Source organism: Flammeovirga pectinis, from assembly GCF_003970675.1.
In the GTDB taxonomy this organism is placed as follows: domain Bacteria; phylum Bacteroidota; class Bacteroidia; order Cytophagales; family Flammeovirgaceae; genus Flammeovirga; species Flammeovirga pectinis.
Window position 1 is genome coordinate 3,691,421 of sequence record NZ_CP034562.1, and the last position, 23,326, is coordinate 3,714,746.

Sequence of the window (23,326 nt, forward strand, 5' to 3'; positions counted from 1 at the left end):
TTAATATTGATATACATAGACGTACAACTTTTACTAGTTTTTACGTTATCACTTTACAAAGTATTTACACTCTGTTCTTAGCAATAGAAATTCAATAATCCTTTGATAAATTTATTAAAGGAAAAGATATATAAAAGAATGATTGAAAAGTATTTAAAGCAATTTACAATCAAGCAAATTATTTTTTGGATAGGTGGTGTTGTAATCGGAACTATTTCCCTTACAGTACTTACTCTTGTAGGCCTATACACTAATGAAAGCCTTGAAGTAGATATCTCTGCCAGAAACGCAATGCTATCTCAACGTATAGTTTTGCTGTCTAATATTTATGTAGACTCTGGAGACAATCAAACTAAACAAGAATTAAAAAAAGCAATAAACCTATTTGATGGGTCTTTACTTGCCATGAAACACGGTGGTACTGTACCGGAAATGGATGGAAAAAAGATCCGTCCTGCAAGTATTAGAGTTGACGACTATATTGAAAGAGTTGAAGAAGTTTGGAAACCTTACAGAAGCAATTCTAGAGTTATCTTAGAAGAGCCACTTACTACTTCTAATTATACTTTTAACATGAATATTAATCTCGATACTACTGCATTAGATAGTGTTGGTTTACTTACTAAAGTGTTAGAGAAAAATGTGAAAGTAGGAAACAGTTTAGCATACCTTGAACAAAATTCAGGTACTATGTTAAAGGTTAATCAAGACCTTGTTCAAGCCTACGTCAGTGACTCAGAAGAAATTGAATTTCAATTAACTAGATTTATCTTAATTGCAATTTTTGTAATACTTATTATTGTAATTCTTAATGCTCTTCTGTTACGAAAAGCGATAATTAGACCTTTAAAAGATTTAGCTGAAAAAAGTAATGAAATAGCATCTGGTAATTTAAATATTAAGTTTAATGAGAATGGTACAAGTGAGATGCACAGCATGCGTAAATCTCTAAAATCCATGCGAGAAAAACTTCAAGATATTTCCATATTTGTAATGGAATTTAGTAAAGGAAATTACAACATTGAATTCGATAAAATTAATGACGATCAATACAAAGAAGATCCATTTATTCACTCACTGATTGATACCAAAAACAGACTAGAACAGAGTTCTAAAGAAAGAAGTGAAAGAGAATGGGTGAACGAAGGTTCTGCTAGATTAAATAAATTAATTCGCATCCATAGTAGTGATGCTCAAGAACTTGGCAAAGCTCTTGTTAAAGAATTAGCGCGTTTTATGAATTGCGCTCACTGTTCGTTTTACATTGTTAAAAAAGATACCGTTACAAACGAATCTTATATGGAACTAGCAGCTTTATATGCTTTTGACAGTCATAAAGAATTTCAATCTCAAAAAATAAAAATTGGAGAAGGCTTAATTGGTGAAATATGGCAAGAAGGGATACCTATTTACCTAACAGAAATACCAGAAGATTATATAAAAATCCGTTCAGGCTTAGGTGATGCTGCTCCAAATTCTTTATCAATTTACCCGTTTAAATCGCATGGAGAAGTTGAAGTAATATTAGAAATTGCCTCTTTTCATCCTTTAGAAGAAAAATCATTACAACTGTTAGATGAAATTGGAGGAGCTATTGCAACATCTGTAGCAACGTCAGAAAATACGTCAAACGTAAGTAAACTATATAACGATAGTAAACGCCTTACAGACGAATTAAGAACGAGTGAAGAGGAAATGAAGCAAAACATGGAGGAGCTTCAGGCTACGCAAGAACAGTTGGTAAGAGAACGTAGGGAAACAGAGAGTAATAAGAAACTTTTAAATGAAGTGGTTGATATAACTGGAGGTCGAATTATTATTGTAGAAGCTGAAGGTCAAGTTTGGTTTAGTAGTCAATCGTTCCTAGATATTGTTCAATATTCTTTAGATGAATTACTCCATTTTGATATTGGAATTTTATTTCCTGATTATTCAGAAAATAAAACATGGCAAGTCGAAAAACTTTCAACTGCTATCAAATTAAAAGATAATAATGGTGAACTAAAAGATGTTCAACTAGAAATAAAACAACTGTTTCTTGATGGAAATGACCGTTGGTTATTTACGATCAGATAATAAAAAAGCTACAAGATTTAAACCTTGTAGCTTTTTTTGTAAAACAGTATCAGAATTAGTTAAGTAAATTTCCATAAATGGTAATGTGTTTTTTTTAATAACACTCCATGGCTTTCTACTTAACGTCAAACACTCTACCCTTTCTTAGGAATCCTGTTGCTTCATTTGGTAAAGTAACTTTATACCAAATGTCTGTTTCTCCAGATATCATTACTCTTTCGCCTGGTACAAGCTTAGAAATATTTTTACTACCTGCAGAAGGACCATCCATTAAAAGTGCCCCAGAAGGCATTACAATACCTTGTTCTCTAATTACACCACCATTAAAGGCCCAAAGTCCTAGTAAGCTAATTACAGCTACTCCAAAGGTAAGTGTAGTAATAGAATGTTGCTCTCTTCGACGTAGATACATTAGTACCAAACAAATTCCTAAAAGAACAATGACACCTATACCAATCTCAACTTTCTTTTTATTAAAAAATGAGGTGAAGTATTCTTTATCGGAATATTGATATCCTAAAAGATTATGGTCACTTGCAATTTTAGACATCTTGTTAGACGTTTGTCTATCTGCTGTAAGTCTATATTGTAAATTCAATAGGTACAAAGCCAAAGAATAATTTCCTTGTCCCTCTTGAATATAAGACATACGAAGTAACATTCTTGATGAAAAAACTTGATCATCTTCTAAAAGATTATCATAAATTTTATAAGCATCAATGTACTGTTTGGCGTCAAAAAGTTGATCCGCCTCTTCAATTTTGTTTTTCATTGAAGAATTTGCTAACGATAACTGACTGTATGTCAGCAAGTAAAAACTTATTAAGAATAAAAGAAATCTCATTATTTGCTTGACATTAAAAATCATTCTACATTTGCACTCGCAAAAAAGGAAAGCTAAACGAGTTTTTCAAATTTAAGGGAGGATTTTGAATTTTACGTTTTTTAGTTCTTTCTTTTTGAAATTTTATGATTCCGTAGCTCAGTTGGTAGAGCATCTCCCTTTTAAGGAGAGGGTCCTGGGTTCGAGCCCCAGCGGGATCACTATTGAAAACATATCAATTACTCACGTGGCGAAATTGGTAGACGCGCTACCTTGAGGGGGTAGTGGGAGCGATCCCGTGTTGGTTCGAGTCCAATCGTGAGTACTGTATTGTATTTCAAAAAAAAATATTATCTTTATTAAGATAATGATTCCGTAGCTCAGTTGGTAGAGCATCTCCCTTTTAAGGAGAGGGTCCTGGGTTCGAGCCCCAGCGGGATCACTATTAAAATAAATTCGTAGAAATACGAGATTCCGTAGCTCAGTTGGTAGAGCATCTCCCTTTTAAGGAGAGGGTCCTGGGTTCGAGCCCCAGCGGGATCACTTTCAAAATAATTCGTAGAAATACGAGATTCCGTAGCTCAGTTGGTAGAGCATCTCCCTTTTAAGGAGAGGGTCCTGGGTTCGAGCCCCAGCGGGATCACTTTTAAAATAAATTCGTAGAAATACGAGATTCCGTAGCTCAGTTGGTAGAGCATCTCCCTTTTAAGGAGAGGGTCCTGGGTTCGAGCCCCAGCGGGATCACTTTCAAAATAATTCGTAGAAATACGAGATTCCGTAGCTCAGTTGGTAGAGCATCTCCCTTTTAAGGAGAGGGTCCTGGGTTCGAGCCCCAGCGGGATCACAAAGCCAATACAAATTTTGTATTGGCTTTTTTTATTTGATTCTCACTGTTTTTTTTCTCATATTAATAGAGCATCAAAAAACATATGCTTATGTAAAATAATTACAATTTAAATACCATGAAATCACATGAAAATCACATTTCACTGATTGGGTACGTACTCTCCTTAACCTTACTTATTATAGGTTCAATTATTTTATTGCCAGTTACTTCTTTTAGTAAAAATGCAAAAACACCTGTAGAAAGGCGTTCAATAGTTGGAGATAAAGTACAATCTTTGAGTTTTGAAATAATGCCGAATCCGGTTATTAGTCGTGATAATTCAATTGATGTTAGTATGAAAATTGAAGGAATCGATCAATCATTCCCTGTTCAAATTTTAGTATATAACACAATTGGAAATTTGGTTTATAGAATGGATTTATCGGTGGATGCTCCAACGGTACAATTTCAGTTTAAACCAAAAGCTACAATTACTGAAGGGCTTTATTTTGTATCCATTCTAAATGGTACAAATAGGGTAACAAGAAGAATGGTTGTTAACTCCTCTGAATGATGGAGTAACAACCATTTTTTATTTTGAACCTCTAAGTTTATCAAGTAAGTCACTAAGCTGTGATGCTTCGTTTTCTGTTAATTCTTTGAATGTATCTATTATAGTGTCTTGATGTGGATCTAATTCTCTTAGTTTAGCTAACCCAATATCTGTTATAATCACATCTACTTTGCGTCTGTTGCTTCCGCAGGTTTCTCTCTGTACAAATCCCTTCTCGATAAGACGATCGATCAATCTCGTTAAATCTGGGCTTTTATCAATCATTACTTCCTTTATACTTCCAGGGTTCATACATTTAGGATGTGCCCCTCTCAATATACGAAGTACATTATATTGTTGATGTGTAATACCATGTTGTTTAAACCAAGTCTTGGTCTTCCCTAACATCCAATTATTCGTAAACATCAAATTTATATAAGCTTTCTGAAAGGAGGTTTTAAACTCTTTCTGATTGATATCTGTCTCTATTGACATAGTCTCTTTATAATTTGTTTAAACAAAATATGTAATTCTTGCAAGAAGCTATATTTTTTGTATTTATCCAAACTTTAAAATTCAATGTATGATCAAAATCAAGAAAAAGACACAAAAAAAGGCTACCTAATTAGATAACCTTTCTTTTTAAATTTATAAGATTTAAGCATCTCCTTTTGGAGCTTCTTCTTTATTTTCTTGAGTTGATTCTGGAGAATCTAATTTCTCTTCCTCTTTTTTAGCTTCTACCGCATCACCATCTGTGAATTCTTGATAAACCGTACGCTTATCGAAAGGTCTTTCTCCTATCAATTTAACAAGGTCTAATTGGTAAAGCACCTCTTTCTCTAACAACTGCTGTGCTAAGGCTTCTAACGCTTCGCTGTGCTCTCTAAGCATTGCTAAAGTACGTTGGTAAGCTGAATCAATCAGTTTTTTAACCTCCTGATCAATTTTCTCTGCAGTAGCTTCAGAATAAGGTCTTGAGCTATATTCGCTTCTATTTGGATCATAATATGATAAATGACCAATTTCATCATTCATACCATAAATAGAAACCATGCTATAAGCCATTTTTGTTGTGCGTTCTAAATCGCTTAAAGCACCTGTAGAAATTCTACCAAAAATGATTTCTTCTGCTGCACGACCACCTAAAGTCATACAAATTTCATCTAACATTTCCTCTGTAGTATTCAAATATTGCTCCTTTGGAAGGTATTGTGCATACCCCAATGATGCAACACCACGAGGAACGATACTTACCTTCACTAATGGGTTTGCATGTTCTAAGAACCATCCTGTAACAGCATGACCTGCTTCATGATAAGCAACAATCTTTTTCTCACCTGGAGAAATGATTTTATTTTTCTTTTCAAGACCACCAATCACACGATCGATTGCCTGCATAAAATCATCCATATCAACAGCAGGCTTATTATTACGAGCTGCAATTAAAGCTGCTTCGTTACATACGTTAGCCAATTCAGCACCCGCAAAACCTGGTGTTTGTGTTGCTAATTCTTTAGGGTTAATACTTTTATCCACTTTAATAGGACCTAAGTGTACCTTAAATATTTGCTCACGACCATTGATATCTGGTTTATCAATTGAGATTTGACGATCAAAACGACCTGCTCTCAATAATGCACTATCTAATACATCTGGGCGGTTAGTTGCTGCTAGGATAATTACACCCGAATCAGTACCAAAACCATCCATCTCTACTAAAAGAGAGTTTAATGTATTTTCACGCTCATCATTAGAACCAGGCATAGAACCTTTTCCTCTTGAACGACCAATAGCATCAATCTCATCTATAAAGATGATACATGGAGCTTTTTCTTTTGCTTGTTTAAATAGATCACGCACACGTGCAGCACCTACCCCAACAAACATTTCTACAAAGTCAGAACCAGACATACTGAAGAAAGGAACACCTGCTTCGCCTGCTACCGCTTTTGCTAATAAAGTTTTACCTGTACCAGGAGGGCCTACAAGTAATACACCTTTTGGTATTTTACCACCTAGGTCTGTATATTTTTTTGAGTTCTTTAAGAAGTCAACAACTTCTTCTACTTCTTCCTTTGCTTCATCCAATCCTGCTACATCCTTAAATGTAACTTTCATGTGGTCAGCATCGAACATTTGTGCTTTTGACTTACCAATGTTAAAGATTTGGCCACCAGCACCACCGCCAGCCATTCTTCTCATCAAGAACCAGAAACCAAACAATAGAACTAATAAAAATCCAGAACTCATAAACCAAGTTCCAAAACTTTCTCTAGTATCTACTTCATAAGGTACTTTTTGAGCATCAGGCAGGTTTGCTTGAGCTTCATCAAGTACTTTTAAAAAGTGATCTGCTGATGCAATTTGAAAACGGTAATTAGGTTCTTGCTTTACAACAGAAAATGGGCTTCTTTCTTCTTTTATATCTTTGTATTTACTCTTTTTAAGAGCATCTTGATTTAAAACAACTTCAACCCATCTATTATTAACTATAGTTATTTCATCAACATCACCATCTTTAAGCATTGTCTTAAAGTCGTGTAAAGTTGTTGTTTCTGTAGTACTGCTCTTACTAAAATATGCCAATCCAACAACTACCAATATTAATGCTACTAGCATTCCTACTTGATAATTATTTTTTTTAGGCAAAGGATTTTTAGGAATTTTCCTTTTGTTCTGATCCATCCTAGATTATTTGATCTATTGTGTAATAATTTCTTTTACTGATTTGGCAATTTGAATACTTTCGCATCACCCCATAATTCTTCAAGAGCATAAAATTCTCTTTTCTTTGGTAGAAAAACATGAGCTACTACATTAATATAATCTAATAATGCCCATCCTTGTGTTCCAACACCTTCTGTTGCCCAAGGTTTTTCTCCAATTGTATCTTTTACTTCTTTCTCAATACTATCCTTAATAGAATCTAACTGCGTATCTGAAGAGGCGGTACAAATTACAAAGAAATCTGTTACGCCGTTCTTAACTTTTCGTAAATCTAAGATTTCTATGTTTTGAGCCTTAATTTCTTGCATTCCTTTTGCAACAATGTGAGCTAACTCTTCTGCGCCTACTGATTTATTTTTCATATTTTATATTGAAAGGTCTAACCCTCTATCTAAAGCTTATTTTTTAATTTAGTAAGGTAAATAAAATGATTTGTTATTAATTACCCTGAATCTTGTATAATTGCACTGCAAAATCAGTACTCAATTGAATTTGCGCAAAATAAATATTGTTTTATAAACAAAAGTAATAAATAGTTGAATAATATCTCTGCCAATACGTCTTTTATCGGAAAAAGTGTCATATATGTGCCTTCTTGTCACTCAACTAATGATGCTTTGAATAATTATGCATCAGAAAAGTTAGCAGAAGGTACAGTATTAGTTACAACCGAGCAGACAAAAGGTAGAGGCCAAAGAGGAAACACTTGGGAATGTGATCAAAATGCTAATATCACTTTATCCATATTTCTACGTCCGTCATTTTTAGAAGCACGAAATCAATTTCATCTAAATGTTGCCATTTCTCTTGCTGTTTATGATACCATTTCTTCTATTGCTCCTAGAGGTACAAAGATAAAATGGCCAAATGATATTCTAATAAATCAGAAAAAAGTTTGTGGTATTTTAATAGAAAATTTCATTATCGGCAAAAATATTGACCATACCATTGTTGGTATTGGAATAAATATAAATCAAAAGGCTTTTAAAGGTAACTTTTCTGCAACATCATTGTTTATAGAATTAAAGAAAAAATTCCAAGTTCGCATTGTTACTGAATCCCTATTAGAGCATATCGAAAGTAGATATTTACAATTAAAAAATAAAGGCTATTCTGCATTGCGTAAAGAATATTACACACATTTATTTTGGTACCAAGAAATTGGAGATTTTGAAGAATATGAAAAAGATGGATCTTCGGTAAGGTTTAAAGGGCAGATTTTAGGGGTGGATGAAAACGGCTGTTTATCAATTGCTAAGGATGATAAAAAAATCAAAAATTATGCTTTTAAAGAGGTGAAACATCTCTACTAAAAATCGTTTGATGCAACTTTAAACGGATCTTCTAAAGTGAGATAATATTTTTTACTTTCACCTTTACCATTTTCAATATGTAGTGATAATCTTTTCCCATGCCTTCCTCTAAACAACATACGTATTTCATCTGCAGACATAGAAGAGGCAATTAATCCATTCACTTTTACTAAACGGTCGCCCTCTATTATTCCTGCACGCCCAGCAGGTGATTCATTCCTTACTTTTGATACTTGAAATAGTGGTAATTCAGGATAAGGTTTTGTAAACTCTAACCCAATATAATTGTACACAAAATCCTCTTTATAATTTGAGTTTTTCTTTAGTAAAATCTCTTTATTATGATAATCTAAAATCACATAAAAGCGTCTTAGAACTTCACCTCCTAAACTTCCATGTCTTGTAATATCAGAAACACCAACACTCATAGAAGTTCTATCTGGGTATTTTACAATCGGACCTTCTAAAGAAAACGAACCAATATTTAAATAATCTAATCGGTTTACCATACCGTATAAATCACCTCCAATACCTATTCCCATGTGGTCTCTTATTGCTTTTATTGATGCTTTTAAAGGATGATGGTCTGATTCTAAGATAGACAATGCATGGCTTGCTCCTGTATCAATTAATAAAGATACATTGTGTTCTTTTTGGGTCTCTTTTGATACTATTTTTGTTACTAAGAATGATCTATTTCTTTTTATATCAATAGCAAAAGATTCAAATTTCCTCTTAAATCTATCTCGTTTTTTTAGACTATAATATTCTTTTTCGTACAATGTTAATACCTTCCTTCTATAATCAATTCCAACAATAAAATTATTAAAAATAGAAGCACCAATTAACCCATGAATCTTCATTCCCATGTTAGTTGATAAATTTAGAATATCTTTACTAGGGTAGATAACATCTTGATTTAAGCCTTCTATCCCCTTTAAATCTACTTTATTGCCCCAAGAATGGAAGGCACTTACATTTCCATTCTCTCCAAAACCATTAATTTTTATTTTACGGATTTTAAGTGTTGATAAATTTAATTGTTTTGCTGTTTCTAAATCTGATAAAATAATATAAGATACTCCAGAATCAAAGATAAAATGTAATGTATCAGAATTATTTACACGAATAGGTATAACCATTAGATTATTAACCAATTGGAAAGGGATCTGCACAAAACGTGTTGATGAATCTTTAAAGGCAAGATTTTTTAGGTGAACGGTTGCTTTTTGTGCTTTACAGATGTTAGTAAGTGATAAGAAAAATAGTAGCAAGTTCACCAACATCATTTTAAAAAAACGGTTGGTATTCATAATAATTAGTAATTTGACTTATCTTTAAAGTAGTGAAATTTAATGATTTAAGCAAAAAAAAAGAGAAGCCATTTAGACTTCTCTTATATTTTAAATCTTGCTAGTAACAGTCGGGTAATGGTAATTTTTTGATACACTTAAGTAAATAAAGTCATTTGACTTTTCCCATTGTGGAAAAACACGAGTAAAGAATCATTAGTCTAGTGCAAATCTAGCAATATATATGTCTACGGTCAATAACCATTATTAGGTATTTTTTCACTTTTTTCATCCTTAAACATTTATATTTTCATAAGATTTGGGAGATTTATTCTAATAGATATTTATAAAAAACAGAATTGTAATAATGAATGCCTATTTTTGACCCGGTTTTAAATCAAAAGCATAAATTTTAATGGAAACTCCTTTTATTGTAGGCATTACAGGTGGTAGTGGTTCTGGAAAAACTACATTTATCGAAAACCTTACTAAACTGATCGGTGACGAGAATATTTGTACTGTATCACAGGATAATTATTATATAGAAAAAGATAAGCAACCAGAAGATGCTAAAGGGATCAAAAATTTTGATACTCCCTATTCTATAGATTTAGAAAAATTCTACCAAGACCTCCAGAAATTAAAAAATGGAGAAGATGTTCACATTCAGGAGTACACATTTAATAATGCTGCAGCAAAACCTAAAATGCTTACTTTCACTCCTAAGAAAGTAATTATACTTGAAGGTATTTTTGTTTTTCATGATCCAAGAGTATTTGATATAATTGATTTAAAACTTTTTATAGAAGCAAAAGCACATCTTAAACTTAGCCGTAGAATTAAACGAGATAATGTGGAAAGAGGCTACGATATTAATGATGTTCTTTACCGTTACGAAAACCACGTAATGCCTGCTTATGAAAACTATATCAAACCTCACAAAGAGAACGTTGATATTATAGTTAGAAATGACAGAAATTTTGATATTGCTTTAGATGTTGTCAAAACATTCTTGCATCAGAAAATATAACCTCCTACTTTTCCATTCTGAAATCAGATTATTACTAGAAGTAAATAAAAATGTCAGAGGGGAAATTTGCAATTATTGGTTTGGGTCAGTTTGGTACATCTGTAGCCAAAAACTTATCTAAACTAGGAGCCGAAGTAATGGCAATCGACAGAGAAATGGAACGTGTTGACGTTGTTAAAGACGATGTTGCTTATGCTGTTGCTTTGGACTCTACAGATATTAAAGCATTAAGTTCGCAATCTATCCATGAGATGGATGCTGTATTACTTGCTATAGGAGAAAATGTTGAAGGACTTTTACTTACAACGGTATTACTACTAGAACTTAAGGTGAAAAGAATTATTGCCAGAGCTGTAAGTGAACAACAAAAAATTATTCTTCAGAAATTAGGGGTTACTGAAATTATTCTCCCTGAAGATGAAGTAGGAAAAATGACAGCAGAAATGCTGCTAAATCCAGAAATACAATCGTTTATATCATTGCCAGATGATTATGATATTGTAGAAGTTCTAGCTCCATTACGAACTTTTGGAAAATTTATTGACGATCTTAATCTTGAAGACGCTTTTGATATTGAAATAATTGCGCTTAGACGTAAATATGATGAATACAATAAGTTAGGTTTTAAAGAAGAAGTAGATCATTTAATTAGAAATCCAAAAGACACGAATACCACAATCCAAAGAGGTGATAAATTTATCCTTATGGCTAAGAAAGAGGCCATTAATAAATTCCTCGAAATAAATAGCTAAATAGTTTTTTTTGAGTGGTTTCTCTCTACATTTAATTAACCAAATCTAATATTATTAGTACATTTGTGAACATTTTAAAACTAGCAGTTATTTTTTTAACTGAATAAATCATATGACAAAAATATTAATTACTGGTGGTGCCGGTTTTGTACCTAGTTCATTAGCAGATAAATTACTAGAAAATCCTAAATATCAGGTAGTTTGTGTAGATAATTTCCTTACTGGTTCAGCATGGAAAGTACCTAAGCACCCTAATTGTAAATTTATTAAATGTGATGTAAATAAATACGATGAGATTGCAGCTATAATGACATCTCATAATTTTGATTATGTATTCCATTATGCCGCTGTTGTAGGTGTTAAACGAACATTAGATAATCCAGTTTTAGTTTTAGAAGATATTCAAGGTATTGAAAACGTATTACGCCTTTGTAAGAATACTGGTGTAAAACGTGTTTTTTATTCTTCTTCTTCTGAAGTCTACGGTGAGCCTGTTCACTTACCTCAACACGAACACACTACTCCATTAAATTCTAGGTTACCGTATGCAATCGTTAAAAATTTAGGCGAAGCATATTGTAGGTCTTTTAAGCAAGAGTTTAATTTAGATTATACTATCCTTCGCTTCTTCAATACATACGGACCAAAACAAAGTACAGACTTTGTAATGTCTAAATTTATTGATGCTGCATTAAGAGATGAACCTATCACTATTTATGGTGATGGCTCTCAAACAAGAACATTTTTCTATATTCAAGATAATGTAGAAGCTACATTATCAATGTTAGAAGAAAAACTTGTTGTAAATGATGTTATAAACGTAGGTAATGATAGAATTTCTACGATTAAGGAATTAGCTGAATTAATTATTAAAGTCACTAATTCTAAATCAGAAATTATTTATCTACCACCTTTAAAAGAAGGTGATATGTCTAGAAGGCAACCTGATGTAGAAAAGTTAAAAGATATTCTTGATCGTGATTTCACTTTACTTGAAGATGGTTTAGCGAAAGTAATCGAAGTTAGAAAAGCAATGATGAATAAAACTACTAAAACAATTTAGTCTTATTATTCATTTCAATTTTTGATATAAAAAAACACCTCTTAGATGAATTTCTAAGAGGTGTTTTTTGTATTAGGTAACCTTTATTTATTTCTTTTTACCTGAAGTTAAACCTTCAAAAGCCCAACCTATTTTTTCAAAGATCAATAACATTACTGGAACAATTACTAACGTTAAGAACGTTGCAAATGTCAACCCGTAAATTACAGTCCATGCCATTGGCCCCCAAGTATCCGCATTTGGACCTCCAAAGTAGATATCTGGCTCAAAGTGAGCAAACATACCAAAGAAGTCGATATTCATACCTGTTGCTAAAGGAATTAGACCTAAAACTGTTGTGATTGCAGTTAACAATACCGGACGTAAACGTGTAAAGCCTGCTTCTTGTATACATTCTACAAGATCTTTAATTGGTAATCTATCATCTGGATCCATTCCAAGGTGTTTTTTACGACCTTCAACTAATTGATCCGCACAATCTATTAGTACAATTGCATTGTTTACTACAATACCTGCTAAAGAGATTATACCAATACCTGTCATAATAATTACGAAAGGATCATTGAAGATGATTAAACCTAACAACACTCCAATCAAACTAAATACTACAGATGCAATAATTATAAATGGCTTAACAAAAGAGTTAAATTGAGAGACCAAGATTAAGAAAATAGCACATAATGCAATCAACATTGCTTTTTCTAAGAAAGCCATTGATTCTGCTTGATCCTCTTGTTCTCCACCAAATTTATATCTGTATTGAGGAGGCATTTCATAAGCCCCCAATAAATTCTTCACATTTTCTACTACAACTTGATTGTTATAGCCTTTTGTAACGTTAGAACTTAAAGTTACTACTCTATCTAAATCTTTTCGTTTGATTTCACCTACCGTAGTACTGTAATCTAATTTAGCTACAGAAGAAACAGGTACTTGATGGAATTTACCTTTATTGTCTCTAAATGTGATACGCTGATCGTTTAAAGTAGATAAGTCATAACGGTATTCATCTTTTAATCGAAGTTGAATTGGATAATCATCCTCACCATCTTTGAATTTAGAAACTTCTTGCCCGTAAATAGCTGTACGCATATTCTGAGCTAAAAGTCCAGTAGATACACCAAATCTTCTTGCTTTGTTACGATCAATATTTACCAACAATTCTGGTTTACTAACAGAAATATCAATAGATAATTTATCAATACCTGGAATACCAGATTGTTCAATTATTGCTTTTAACTTCCCTGCCTCTTCAATTAATACTAAATAATCTTCTCCTGTAAGTTCAATACTAATTGGCTTACCTGTTGGAGGACCATTTTGCTCTTTATCTGTAACAATTTCAACACCGGGAATATCTTTTGCAATTTTTGCACAAAGTGTCATAACTTCTACTGAACTCACTCCATTACGTTTTTCAAACGGAACAAACCCAACGGCAATTCTTGCTCTGTTTGGCGTTACAGTATTCGCAGCTCCATCCTGAGGATCATTTGTATTTTCTCCTACGTTAGATACAATAGATTCAATAATATCACTGTAAGAAGCTAAATCTTTGTATAACCTACTTTCAAGCTCTAATGCAATCTTATTTGTTTCTTCTACATCTGTACCTTGAGGTGCCTCAATATACATATAGACGTAACGAGGATCAGAATCTGGGAAAAATTCGATAGGAACTTGACCACTGCCTAAACGAGCTCCAAACCATGCAATAGCAACAAATAGGAATAAAGTATTACCAATTACTAAAACATAAGGTGTTTTGCCTTTTAAAGCCCATTTTAATGTTGATAAGTAGATTGACTCTAATTTTACAAGAATTACATTTTGGAAGAAATGAGCCATTCTTTTTAGAAGCATACCGTCTAATAAAGCGATAAATGCTCCTAACATTAGAACATTCCCCAAAGAATATGTTTCTCTAAATATATAACCAGGAATAGCTAAAACTAATAAGATTAAGCCTATTGTTACTTTCGTTTTATTGATTGTTTTATAAGCTTCTTCAGAATCTACTTTCATGTATTTGAAAGCGATTACAGGGTTGATTACTAAACCAACAAACAATGAAGATGCTAAAACCGAAATTAACGTAATAGGTAAGTATTTCATAAACTCACCCATAATACCACCCCAAAAGGCAAGAGGTACAAAGGCTGCTAATGTTGTTGCTGTAGAAGAGATAATTGCTAAAGCAACTTCACCTGTACCTTGTTTAGCGGCTTGTTTTGTGGTCATTCCCGACTCCCGCAGTCGGTAAATATTTTCAATTACCACAATAGCGTTATCTACTAACATTCCAAGTGCTAGAATTAAAGCAAAAAGTACTACCATGTTAATAGTTACTCCCAACGAACTTAAAATTAAGAATGATAAGAACATTGATAATGGAATTGCCATACCAACAAATAGTGCATTTCTTAATCCCATGAAGAAAAGAAGTACCACAACAACTAGAATCATACCCGAAATAATACTATTCTCTAGGTTAGCTAGAGATGTTTTCATTTCATTAGACTGTGATTCAGTAATTACAATATCCAAGTTACTTGGTAAATAACTTTCTTTTGCTCCATCCAATGCATCCATAATCTTATCTGTAGCTTCAATAAGGTTTTCACCACCTCTTTTTACTACTTTAAGTGATACTACAGGATATGCTCCTCTTTCTGTAAAATTAGAAGATGCTAAACGAGCATAACTTTTTCGCTCAACATAGCTATCTTCTACTTCTGCTAAATCTTTAAGATAAATTGTATTCTGATCTTCAGATTTTACAATTACATTTCTTATTTCTTCAACATTTTTAAACTCACCATCTACACGTAATGCTCTACGGAAACCATTTCCCATTTTTACATCACCGCCAGACATTGTTATGTTTTCGTTAGAAATAGCATTCGATATATCAGTGAACGACAATTGCATTGCATCCATCTTATATAGATCTGCATTAATCTGAATTTCACGTTCTACCGAACCAGTGATATCTACACGAGAAACTTCTCTAAATTCTTCTAATTCATCTTGAAGATCTTCTGCATAATCTTTCAATTTCTGAATTTCAAAATCACCAGAAAGATTAATCACCATAATAGGAATCTCAGAGAAGTCCATTTCTTGAACATCAGGATCTTGATCTAAATCTGTAGGTAATTCACTTTTTGATTTATCTACAGCATCTTTAGTATCCTGTAATGCTTTAGAAATTTCAACATCTTCATTAAATTCCACTGTAATAACAGAAAAATCTTGTGCAGAAGTAGAGATAATTTCTTTTACACCTTTCATAGATTTCAACTCCTTTTCAATAGGTCGTGTAATTAACGATTCTATATCTACAGGAGAGTTACCTGGGTGCATTGTACGTATGTAAACCATTGGAATACGAATCTCAGGAAATTGTTCCTTCGGCATTCCAACGTATGAAAACATACCAAATACAGCAATAATTATTGTAAGAATAAATATTGAAGTACTATTACTAATTGAGAAACTACTTAAACCAAATTCCTTGGCTTGCGTATCCTCATTGTTTGAATTTTTGTTAGGTTCCATTCTTCGTTTGCTTCAAATTAAATCTGATAATCCACGATTCTCACTTGTTCGCCATTAATAACTTCAGAATAACCTTTATCAATTACTCTAGCGTTGGCTTCTATTCCTTGTGTAATAAGTGTTTTACCTTGGTATGATTTACCTGTTGTAACAGGAACTTTTGTTACCACATTTTGTTTTCCATCTTTTACAGCTAAAACATAAGTGAATGTTTCTCCTTTTGTATTTTTCTGAACAAGATTACTTGGAATAGCGACTGCATTTTTCTCAGAGAAATCATTAATACGTACTACTGCCATTGTATTCGGTTTAATATTTAAACCTCTTTCAGCAATTCTCATTCTAATTTTGAATGTTCTGTTCACTTGGTTAATCGTCTGACCAACTACATCAACATGCATGTTTCTTTCGATATCCAACATTGGAAATCTTACTAAAACCTTGTCGCCTTTTTTAACTACACGACTATAAGCTTCAGAAACCTCTGCAACAATCTCAATTCTTGATAAATCAACAATTCTTGCATACGGCTGACCTGCTGGTGCCATTTCTCCTTCTTTCATAAAAATCTCATCGATTTTACCAGAAATTGGAGCAATTACATACCCTTTATTCTCTTGTTCTTTTAAGCTGGCTAATTTAGCTTCTAAAGACTCTTTATTATTTTTAGCTTGTAGATATTGAACTTCCGATCCGATACCTTGTTTCCACAATTTATCTTGTTTTTCAAAAAGTACATTTGCTAATTCAAGACTTGTATTTAACTCATCAATTTGCTTTTGAACAAGTTCTACATCTAGCTTGGCTAAATATTGACCTCTTTTTACATAAGCACCTTCAGCAACATATCTTTTTAATAATCTACCTGTAGTTTCTGGAGCTACAACAACATTTCTGTTAGAAGTTACATCACCGGGAACATCTACAAAGTGATTAAAAGTTATAGGAGTTGCGTCATAAATTGTTACAGGCTTAAGCTGAATAACTTCTTCTTTTCCTGCGTTCATAACGCTAATCTCTTTCTCTAAAACAGTAATTTTTTGTTTATAATCAATTACTTTGGCTTGTTTTTGCTCAACGGTCTCTTTTTCTTCAGCACAAGAATTAAAGAGTGTTATTATAGCGAGTAGGCCTAAAAATTTATATTTAGATAGCATTTTTTTCAGTTTTTCAGATTAAATATTATTTCTCATTATTCATTTTAAGGATTTCTTCATCCTTAGCTTGGTCTTCAGCATCAACATAATCAAGTAAACGACCGTTTGCCTTCTCATAAGATAACTTAGCAATAAGTACTTCATATAAAGAAGAGAAATACTCATTTGCTGCTGTCGCAAAATCTTGAGATGATGTAGTAACCTCTATAGAAGAACCAACACCCTCTTTAAATTTAATCTGAGAGTTTGTATATACTTTATCAGACACTTGCATATTCTTCTCCTGAAGATTAAGCGTTGCCTTATTTGTTTCGTAAACTATTCTAGATTGCTCTTGTTCAATAGAAATTTGACGTTCTAAATCAATACGAGAGTTTTGAAGTTGCTGTCCTTTCAATTTCTTTTGTTGAATACGCTTATGTCTGTTTAAACCATCAAATAAAGAAACAGATAAAGAAACACCAATGTTTGCAAAGTCGCCTGTATTATCATATAAGGTTCCAAAACTAGTACTACCAGCATTCACACCGTAAGCACCAAAAGCATAAAGTTTAGGCCAATATTCTGCTTTAGTAGCTCTAATATCAAAATCATTTAATTTAATGTTCGTCATTAAAATAGAGTATTCAATTCTATTCTTGGCTTGTTCTAAATCTGTAGGCGTTACTATAAACTCTCTAAAGTCTTCTAGTTTCTCAGATAAAGTAATCGGTATATTGATATCCATACCCATTTGGAACTTTAATAGCTTTTCAGCAATAATATTCATTTGTTCCATTTGTGTTTGCTGAATTGTGATACTATTAAAATTCACCTCAATTCTATTTAACTCAATCTCTTCCACCATACCGGCTTCATACATTGCGTTAGTTTCGTTGTAGAGTGATTCTAAAATATCTTTATTTCTATTTACAAGTTCAAGATATTCTCTTTGCACAAGCACATAATAATAGGCTTTTGTTACACCTTCAGCAACGTCGATTTTCGATCTGATTAATTCTTTTGATGCAAGTTCATTATAAACTTTTGCAGCTTTAACACCAATAAAGAAAGTACCATCAAATAATAATTGATTTGCCTTAATTTGAGCATTTGAATTAAACTGAGTACCAAACTCAACTCCAACTGTTTGATCTGGATCACCATTTGGATCAAAAGCATTTCCAGGTAAATATGCTTTTTGTATTTTAAGGTTATCAATAAGTTGTCCCTCTAAATCTATTTGAGGTAAACCCATAGAAATTATCTCACCCACTTTAGCTTGTGAAATACCTTGTTCTAATACTGCATTCTTAATTGTTCCTGTATTTTGAAATGCATAATTAATACATTCCTGAATACTATATGCACCTTCTTGTGCATGAGCAGATAGATGGCTAATAGTTAGCAACGCCATCGCTGTAATCCACCTTAAGTTGATTCTCATAAAATTGTTGATTGATTATCTTGTTTATTAAATTCAGTTAGGTATTGGTCCAATAATTTGACACCATTTGGAGTTGCAATACCTCTTATAAAATGTTTGAAGAATTCTAGTTGAATTTTAGCCAATGGAAATTTATCATGCGGAAAATAGTCATGGTCAAATGCCGTTTCTACTTGCCACATACGCATGATAACTAAAAGCTCCACGTCAATATCTCTATAAAAAAGCTCTTCGGTACGTCCTTGCTTTATAATACTGATTAAAGTATCATGAAAACACCCCTTTTTATGGCATTCGTACTTAGACCACACTTCAGGGTAAAACTTTTTCATGTCCATAAAAGTCATGGGATTAACCATTCTTAGACGTTGATAGAAATAATAAAAAGTCTTTGCCAATTTAAAAACGGCATCTTTGTCTAGCTCATTTACCTCTTCCATATAGTTGATATCTTCTTCCATATGATAAGATAAAGTAGCTTCTACAAGCTCTTTTTTATTACTAAAAACTGTATATAATGTCTTTTTAGATACCCCAATTGCTTGAGAAATGTCTGACATTGTTACACGTTTTAAACCATTTACCTGAAATTGTTTGCGTGCTTCTTCAATTATGCGAATACGTAATTGATCTATTTCCAAGATTATTAAATAATGAGTTAGATGTAGATATATAAAAAGTTATAGACGAAATAAATGAGATAGATTTATTTACAAAAGCAAACGTACGGAAACCCGTAGTAATAAAAAAGTTTCCTAAGTTTTATTTTTACTAATTTTAAATTTCATCTTAAAAAAACGAAACACATAGGCGTTTACTATTTTCTTACTTTGATAAGACTGAGTAGTAAACTATAAAAGCTATGTTTTGTTAGTTGATAAAATAAAAAAGTCCTTATCAATGCTATTTCAACTTGATAAGGACTTCTCTTTATTTATTTGTAATTGATGTATCAATTGACTTCTTCTAACGATACTTTAGGTACTTCCATTACCTCTACCCACATTTTCAAATCTTCAATTGGTCTTTTTCTTCTATCAACTTTTTGATTTGATAAACTATCTATTATATATAACCCATCAATTACTTGCCCAAACACAGTATATTTTTGATCTAAGAAAGGTGCTCCTCCAACCGAAGTATATTTTGCTATTTCTTCTTTATTTAATCGGTCTACTAATTTCACCTTATATTTTTTCTCCATTAAAGGAATACATTTTTTCATTAACCTTTTCTGCCCTTGAACATCTTCCCTCTCGCTAAGCGTTGTATAAGCTACAGCTATATTTGCGTACTCAGGGTCTTCAATTAAAGCACTAAAATATTTATTTACTTTCCCATGGTCAGTTCTTGTTTCTAACAAGTCTTTTTTTCTATAAGCTCTTCCTTGTACTAAATAAAATTGCCCTGCATTAGATTCTAGGTTGGGGTTTACATTATCTCCTTTTCTAGCCATTGCTAAAGCTCCTTTCTGATGAAAATGGGTTTCAGTAATTTCTGCAGGTAATGTATAATCTAAACCTCCTTGTCCTAAACTCTCACCTTCAGACGCAAAACGAGAATCAGGGTCTCCACCTTGAATCATAAAGCCTTTAATTACACGGTGAAACAATAAGCTATCGTAATAATGTTGCTTTGCTAGTTTAATGAAATTTTCTTTATGGATGGGGGTATCATCAAATAAAATCACATCCATGGTACCGTACTTTGTATGTATTTTCACAAGGAAATCATCCCCTTCATGTTGTACCTTAGTCGTAACCGTTTTCTCTTGTTCCCAATCACCATTTCCACTACCGTTACATGAAAACAAGATAAAAGCTAACCCACACAGTATCAATAATGAAGGTGTTCTAGTTTTTTTGTATTTTTTTTGCACAATTATATACCAATTTGTGTTAAATTCACGTTTAATAAATAACAAGTACAAACTCACTTTCTAAATCGCACTTACAGTAAGTTATTTTTATGTTATTGTATTGTAAAGGTAAGGACTATATAATTGCTATACATAATCGACTCTACCTTGTTACATAAAAATAGAATCTTTGATACACCGATTTATTTATGCAAGTACTTAGACAATAAGAATAGGGACCAATAAGAATTAATCATGACGATGGCATTTACAAATGGCGTAGAGCAGCCAACGGTACAAAAAGCGATTGTGGTCGATGACAATGTTATCAATGCACATTACCTCAAGAAAATGTTAACTGATGAAGGACTAGAAATAACTGTAATATCAGATACTTCTCAACTTTTCAAATTATCAAATGAGGTTGCCGTTAAAATGGTGTTTCTAAACGAAGAGACATTAGGGGGACAAATGAATGAGACAATAGATAGATTGTCGCAAATAGCTGAGGATACCAACCATTCTATTACAATAGTTGGCACAACACCTTATAGCTTAGAAGGTGCACGTAAGAAATTGTTAAGTATGGGGGCTGCTTATGCTTTAAGCACGCCTATTTACAAAAATCATTTAGAAGAGATTATTAGAACTTCTACTAAAGAAAAAAATCCTTCCTAGTACACAATGTTCTAGAAAGGATCTTATTTTATTTTATAACCACTCTTTTTTAATTACAAAGAAGAGACTGGCATCTTACGGTCTACTTTTTTAACAAGACCTGATAATACTTTTCCTGGACCACACTCAATAAATTCTGTTACACCATCAGCAATCATTGCCTGAACAATTTGTGTCCAACGTACTGGTGCTGTTAACTGTGCAATTAAATTAGCTTTAATTGTTTCTGGGTCTGTTTGAGGCTTAGCATCTACATTTTGGTAGATTGGGCATTTTGGTGTATTTAATACTGTTTCTTCAATTGCCTTTTGTAATTCCTCTTTTGCAGGCTCCATAAATGGAGAATGGAATGCTCCGCCTACTGGTAAAGGTAGTGCTCTTTTTGCTCCAGCTTCTTTAGCTACTTCACACGCTTTCTCTATGCCTTCTTTAGAACCAGAGATCACTAACTGACCAGGACAGTTATAGTTTGCTGCTACTACTCCTTCTACGCTATCACATACTTTCTCTACGTCTTCATCAGAAAGACCTAAAATAGCAGCCATAGTAGATGGATTCATTTCACATGCTTTTTGCATAGCTGCAGCTCTTTTAGCTACTAATCTTAAAGCATCTTCAAAGTTTAATGCTCCACAAGCTACTAAAGCAGAAAACTCTCCTAAAGAATGACCTGCTACTACATCTGGAGTAAACTCATCTGCACATAAAGCAGTAATTACAGAATGTAAAAATACAGCTGGCTGAGTTACGTTTGTTTGTTTTAATTCGTCGGCTGTACCTTCGAACATCACATCTGTAATGCGGAAATCTAAAATTTCGTTCGCTTTTTCGAAAAGCTCTTTTGCTTTCTCATTAGAATCATACAGATCCTTACCCATTCCAACAAATTGTGCGCCTTGACCTGGGAATACATATGCTTTCATATTACTAATATCTTATGGTTTTATTGCTGTTCTAAACACAGCAAAGATAATTTAAAATTAAGTGGTAAGAAATAGACGGGTGTGATGATCTACCTCAATCTTTTACTAATTTTTAGGCAAAAAAAAAGCTCCAACATTTCTGTTGAAGCTTTGCTCCCCTTCTTGGACTCGAACCAAGGACCCTTTGATTAACAGTCAAATGCTCTAACCAGCTGAGCTAAAGGGGAATTTGAATTTGAAATATTTTTTTGCTCCCCTTCTTGGACTCGAACCAAGGACCCTTTGATTAACAGTCAAATGCTCTAACCAGCTGAGCTAAAGGGGAAGGAGATATTTCAAATTCGTTTTGCTTTTTAAGAGAGCGTTTTCCCTTTAAAGCGATGCAAAAGTAGGAGCATTTTTTGAATTTGCAAAATACTTTTCAAAAAAAAGTATCAATAAATTTTAATTACATTGATTTTCAAGCAGAAAAAGATCTAAAAAAGTTTATTTTTTATTTTTGATCTTCCCAATATCCATTAATATCTTCTATATAATCTAAGATATCTTTAACACCTTGGCGTGTTTCTGAAGAAGAAATAAATATTGGAGGACACTCTTCCCACTGCTTTTTTAACTCTCTTTTATAAATAGCAATATTTTTTGAGGCTTTACCCTGCCCTAATTTATCAGACTTTGTAAAAACAATAGAAAATGCCAATTCCTTTTCTCCCAACCAAGCCATAAATTCTAAATCATTTTTTTGTGGCTCATGACGAATATCAATCAGAACAAAAGTATTCATCAAATTTTCTCTTGATGCAATGTACTTTCTAATCATAGGCATAAACTTTTCGCGTGCAGTTTTACTGATTTGTGCGTATCCATAGCCGGGCAAATCACATAAATACCACTCATCATTAATAATAAAGTGATTTATTAATTGTGTTTTACCTGGTGTAGAAGAAGTTTTTGCTAATTTTTTCTGCCCTGTAATTGCGTTTATCAAAGAAGATTTACCAACATTTGACCTACCAATAAATGCATATTCCGGAACTTTTGGTTCTGGACATTTCTCTGCATCAGTATTACTCATTACAAAAACAGCTTCTTTAATTTTCATCTTTTTATATTTTTGATTCGAGAGCATTTTCTTGCTCAACGATAGAATTTCAAAGTTTTGAATCACAAAGTTAGAGAAAAGTGCTGTATTTCTGCTTTTTAACCCTTTAATAATGTTTATCAGATAGTTTATAACTTATTTTCTACCCTCTGATTTACCTTTC

Annotated in this window: 19 protein-coding genes and 9 tRNA genes; 14 read left to right on the plus strand and 14 right to left on the minus strand. The window is 32.7% G+C overall.

Annotated features, from left to right (window positions below):
• The first annotated feature begins 138 nt into the window (after positions 1-138).
• Positions 139-2,076: a GAF domain-containing protein gene (locus EI427_RS14870; RefSeq protein WP_126616055.1), complete on the plus strand. Its 1,938-nt coding sequence runs from the start codon at positions 139-141 to the stop codon at positions 2,074-2,076.
• A 115-nt stretch (positions 2,077-2,191) separates the two neighbouring features.
• Here the strand turns inward: EI427_RS14870 and EI427_RS14875 are convergent, their stop codons facing one another.
• Positions 2,192-2,848 carry an SH3 domain-containing protein gene (locus EI427_RS14875; protein WP_126616058.1) on the minus strand — a complete coding sequence of 219 codons (657 nt, stop codon included), beginning with the start codon at positions 2,846-2,848 and terminating at the stop codon, positions 2,192-2,194.
• A gap of 199 nt (positions 2,849-3,047) precedes the next feature.
• Between EI427_RS14875 and EI427_RS14880 the strand changes: the two genes are divergently transcribed.
• The 8 genes from EI427_RS14880 to EI427_RS14915 all read left to right on the plus strand — a co-directional run bounded on the left by EI427_RS14880 (position 3,048) and on the right by EI427_RS14915 (position 4,299).
• Positions 3,048-3,120, plus strand: a tRNA-Lys gene (locus EI427_RS14880).
• A 20-nt stretch (positions 3,121-3,140) separates the two neighbouring features.
• Positions 3,141-3,224 (plus strand) — tRNA-Leu (locus tag EI427_RS14885).
• Positions 3,225-3,268: 44 nt separating this feature from the next.
• A tRNA-Lys gene (locus tag EI427_RS14890) sits at positions 3,269-3,341 on the plus strand.
• Positions 3,342-3,369: 28 nt separating this feature from the next.
• A tRNA-Lys gene (locus tag EI427_RS14895) sits at positions 3,370-3,442 on the plus strand.
• 27 nt (positions 3,443-3,469) lie between these two features.
• Positions 3,470-3,542, plus strand: a tRNA-Lys gene (locus tag EI427_RS14900).
• Positions 3,543-3,570: 28 nt separating this feature from the next.
• A tRNA-Lys gene (locus EI427_RS14905) sits at positions 3,571-3,643 on the plus strand.
• A 27-nt stretch (positions 3,644-3,670) separates the two neighbouring features.
• Positions 3,671-3,743, plus strand: a tRNA-Lys gene (locus EI427_RS14910).
• Positions 3,744-3,861: 118 nt separating this feature from the next.
• Complete coding sequence (locus EI427_RS14915) at positions 3,862-4,299, plus strand: T9SS type A sorting domain-containing protein (RefSeq protein WP_126616061.1); 438 nt, start codon at positions 3,862-3,864, stop codon at positions 4,297-4,299.
• An 18-nt stretch (positions 4,300-4,317) separates the two neighbouring features.
• On the opposite strand, the gene EI427_RS14920 is transcribed toward EI427_RS14915, so the two are convergent.
• The 3 genes from EI427_RS14920 to rsfS form a co-directional block, all read right to left on the minus strand.
• Complete coding sequence (locus tag EI427_RS14920) at positions 4,318-4,773, minus strand: MarR family winged helix-turn-helix transcriptional regulator (RefSeq protein ID WP_126616063.1); 456 nt, start codon at positions 4,771-4,773, stop codon at positions 4,318-4,320.
• Between the two features lie 162 nt (positions 4,774-4,935).
• Positions 4,936-6,966 carry an ATP-dependent zinc metalloprotease FtsH gene (gene ftsH, locus EI427_RS14925; RefSeq protein ID WP_126616066.1) on the minus strand — a complete coding sequence of 677 codons (2,031 nt, stop codon included), beginning with the start codon at positions 6,964-6,966 and terminating at the stop codon, positions 4,936-4,938.
• A 35-nt stretch (positions 6,967-7,001) separates the two neighbouring features.
• Entirely contained in the window at positions 7,002-7,370 is a 369-nt protein-coding gene (gene rsfS / locus EI427_RS14930; protein WP_126616069.1) for a ribosome silencing factor, read from the minus strand.
• A gap of 174 nt (positions 7,371-7,544) precedes the next feature.
• On the opposite strand from rsfS, the gene EI427_RS14935 reads away from it, so the two are divergent.
• Positions 7,545-8,321: a biotin--[acetyl-CoA-carboxylase] ligase gene (locus EI427_RS14935; protein WP_126616074.1), complete on the plus strand. Its 777-nt coding sequence runs from the start codon at positions 7,545-7,547 to the stop codon at positions 8,319-8,321.
• Here EI427_RS14935 and EI427_RS14940 read toward each other — a convergent pair.
• Positions 8,318-9,634 (minus strand): aspartyl protease family protein, encoded by a 1,317-nt coding sequence (locus EI427_RS14940; RefSeq protein WP_126616077.1) that lies wholly within the window; start codon positions 9,632-9,634, stop codon positions 8,318-8,320. The two genes, EI427_RS14935 and EI427_RS14940, sit on opposite strands and share 4 nt — an antisense overlap.
• A 394-nt stretch (positions 9,635-10,028) precedes the next feature.
• Between EI427_RS14940 and udk the strand changes: the two genes are divergently transcribed.
• The 3 genes from udk (at position 10,029) to EI427_RS14955 (ending at position 12,458) form a co-directional block, all read left to right on the plus strand.
• Positions 10,029-10,643, plus strand: coding sequence for a uridine kinase (gene udk, locus EI427_RS14945; RefSeq protein WP_126616080.1), 615 nt, complete (start codon positions 10,029-10,031; stop codon positions 10,641-10,643).
• A 50-nt stretch (positions 10,644-10,693) separates the two neighbouring features.
• Positions 10,694-11,395, plus strand: a complete 702-nt coding sequence (locus EI427_RS14950; protein WP_126616083.1) for a potassium channel family protein — start codon at positions 10,694-10,696, stop codon at positions 11,393-11,395.
• Positions 11,396-11,507: 112 nt separating this feature from the next.
• Positions 11,508-12,458, plus strand: a complete 951-nt coding sequence (locus EI427_RS14955) for an NAD-dependent epimerase/dehydratase family protein (protein WP_126616086.1) — start codon at positions 11,508-11,510, stop codon at positions 12,456-12,458.
• Between the two features lie 87 nt (positions 12,459-12,545).
• On the opposite strand, the gene EI427_RS14960 is transcribed toward EI427_RS14955, so the two are convergent.
• The 5 genes from EI427_RS14960 to EI427_RS14980 form a co-directional block, all read right to left on the minus strand.
• Positions 12,546-16,019: an efflux RND transporter permease subunit gene (locus EI427_RS14960; protein ID WP_126616089.1), complete on the minus strand. Its 3,474-nt coding sequence runs from the start codon at positions 16,017-16,019 to the stop codon at positions 12,546-12,548.
• A gap of 17 nt (positions 16,020-16,036) precedes the next feature.
• A complete protein-coding gene (locus EI427_RS14965; protein ID WP_126616092.1) occupies positions 16,037-17,176 on the minus strand; it encodes an efflux RND transporter periplasmic adaptor subunit in 1,140 nt (379 codons plus the stop codon).
• A gap of 25 nt (positions 17,177-17,201) precedes the next feature.
• Positions 17,202-18,602 (minus strand): TolC family protein, encoded by a 1,401-nt coding sequence (locus EI427_RS14970; RefSeq protein WP_126616095.1) that lies wholly within the window; start codon positions 18,600-18,602, stop codon positions 17,202-17,204.
• Entirely contained in the window at positions 18,599-19,243 is a 645-nt protein-coding gene (locus tag EI427_RS14975) for a TetR/AcrR family transcriptional regulator (protein ID WP_170178485.1), read from the minus strand. Before EI427_RS14975 ends, EI427_RS14970 begins: the two co-directional genes overlap by 4 nt.
• Before the next feature lie 311 nt (positions 19,244-19,554).
• On the minus strand, positions 19,555-20,481 hold the full coding sequence (locus EI427_RS14980; RefSeq protein ID WP_126616102.1) for a peptidylprolyl isomerase: 927 nt from the start codon (positions 20,479-20,481) through the stop codon (positions 19,555-19,557).
• A 234-nt stretch (positions 20,482-20,715) separates the two neighbouring features.
• Between EI427_RS14980 and EI427_RS14985 the strand changes: the two genes are divergently transcribed.
• Positions 20,716-21,138 carry a response regulator gene (locus tag EI427_RS14985; protein WP_126616105.1) on the plus strand — a complete coding sequence of 141 codons (423 nt, stop codon included), beginning with the start codon at positions 20,716-20,718 and terminating at the stop codon, positions 21,136-21,138.
• Between the two features lie 53 nt (positions 21,139-21,191).
• Here the strand turns inward: EI427_RS14985 and fabD are convergent, their stop codons facing one another.
• From fabD to yihA, 4 genes are all read right to left on the minus strand, one after another.
• On the minus strand, positions 21,192-22,061 hold the full coding sequence (fabD, locus tag EI427_RS14990; protein ID WP_126616107.1) for an ACP S-malonyltransferase: 870 nt from the start codon (positions 22,059-22,061) through the stop codon (positions 21,192-21,194).
• Between the two features lie 153 nt (positions 22,062-22,214).
• A tRNA-Asn gene (locus EI427_RS14995) sits at positions 22,215-22,288 on the minus strand.
• Positions 22,289-22,312: 24 nt separating this feature from the next.
• Positions 22,313-22,386: transfer RNA gene (locus tag EI427_RS15000), tRNA-Asn, on the minus strand.
• A 168-nt stretch (positions 22,387-22,554) separates the two neighbouring features.
• Entirely contained in the window at positions 22,555-23,163 is a 609-nt protein-coding gene (gene yihA / locus EI427_RS15005; protein WP_240655311.1) for a ribosome biogenesis GTP-binding protein YihA/YsxC, read from the minus strand.
• Positions 23,164-23,326: the final 163 nt, after the last annotated feature.

Excerpts from the sequence above, each read along its gene's own strand:
- EI427_RS14870 (WP_126616055.1), top strand. The coding sequence starts at position 139 with ATGATTGAAAAGTATTTAAAGCAATTTACAATCAAGCAAATTATTTTT.
- EI427_RS14875 (WP_126616058.1), bottom strand. The coding sequence starts at position 2,848 with ATGAAAAACAAAATTGAAGAGGCGGATCAACTTTTTGACGCCAAACAG.
- EI427_RS14915 (WP_126616061.1), top strand. The coding sequence starts at position 3,862 with ATGAAATCACATGAAAATCACATTTCACTGATTGGGTACGTACTCTCC.
- EI427_RS14920 (WP_126616063.1), bottom strand. The coding sequence starts at position 4,773 with ATGTCAATAGAGACAGATATCAATCAGAAAGAGTTTAAAACCTCCTTT.
- ftsH (WP_126616066.1), bottom strand. The coding sequence starts at position 6,966 with ATGGATCAGAACAAAAGGAAAATTCCTAAAAATCCTTTGCCTAAAAAA.
- rsfS (WP_126616069.1), bottom strand. The coding sequence starts at position 7,370 with ATGAAAAATAAATCAGTAGGCGCAGAAGAGTTAGCTCACATTGTTGCA.
- EI427_RS14940 (WP_126616077.1), bottom strand. The coding sequence starts at position 9,634 with ATGAATACCAACCGTTTTTTTAAAATGATGTTGGTGAACTTGCTACTA.
- udk (WP_126616080.1), top strand. The coding sequence starts at position 10,029 with ATGGAAACTCCTTTTATTGTAGGCATTACAGGTGGTAGTGGTTCTGGA.
- EI427_RS14950 (WP_126616083.1), top strand. The coding sequence starts at position 10,694 with ATGTCAGAGGGGAAATTTGCAATTATTGGTTTGGGTCAGTTTGGTACA.
- EI427_RS14955 (WP_126616086.1), top strand. The coding sequence starts at position 11,508 with ATGACAAAAATATTAATTACTGGTGGTGCCGGTTTTGTACCTAGTTCA.
- EI427_RS14960 (WP_126616089.1), bottom strand. The coding sequence starts at position 16,019 with ATGGAACCTAACAAAAATTCAAACAATGAGGATACGCAAGCCAAGGAA.
- EI427_RS14965 (WP_126616092.1), bottom strand. The coding sequence starts at position 17,176 with ATGCTATCTAAATATAAATTTTTAGGCCTACTCGCTATAATAACACTC.
- EI427_RS14970 (WP_126616095.1), bottom strand. The coding sequence starts at position 18,602 with ATGAGAATCAACTTAAGGTGGATTACAGCGATGGCGTTGCTAACTATT.
- EI427_RS14985 (WP_126616105.1), top strand. The coding sequence starts at position 20,716 with ATGACGATGGCATTTACAAATGGCGTAGAGCAGCCAACGGTACAAAAA.
- fabD (WP_126616107.1), bottom strand. The coding sequence starts at position 22,061 with ATGAAAGCATATGTATTCCCAGGTCAAGGCGCACAATTTGTTGGAATG.
- yihA (WP_240655311.1), bottom strand. The coding sequence starts at position 23,163 with ATGAAAATTAAAGAAGCTGTTTTTGTAATGAGTAATACTGATGCAGAG.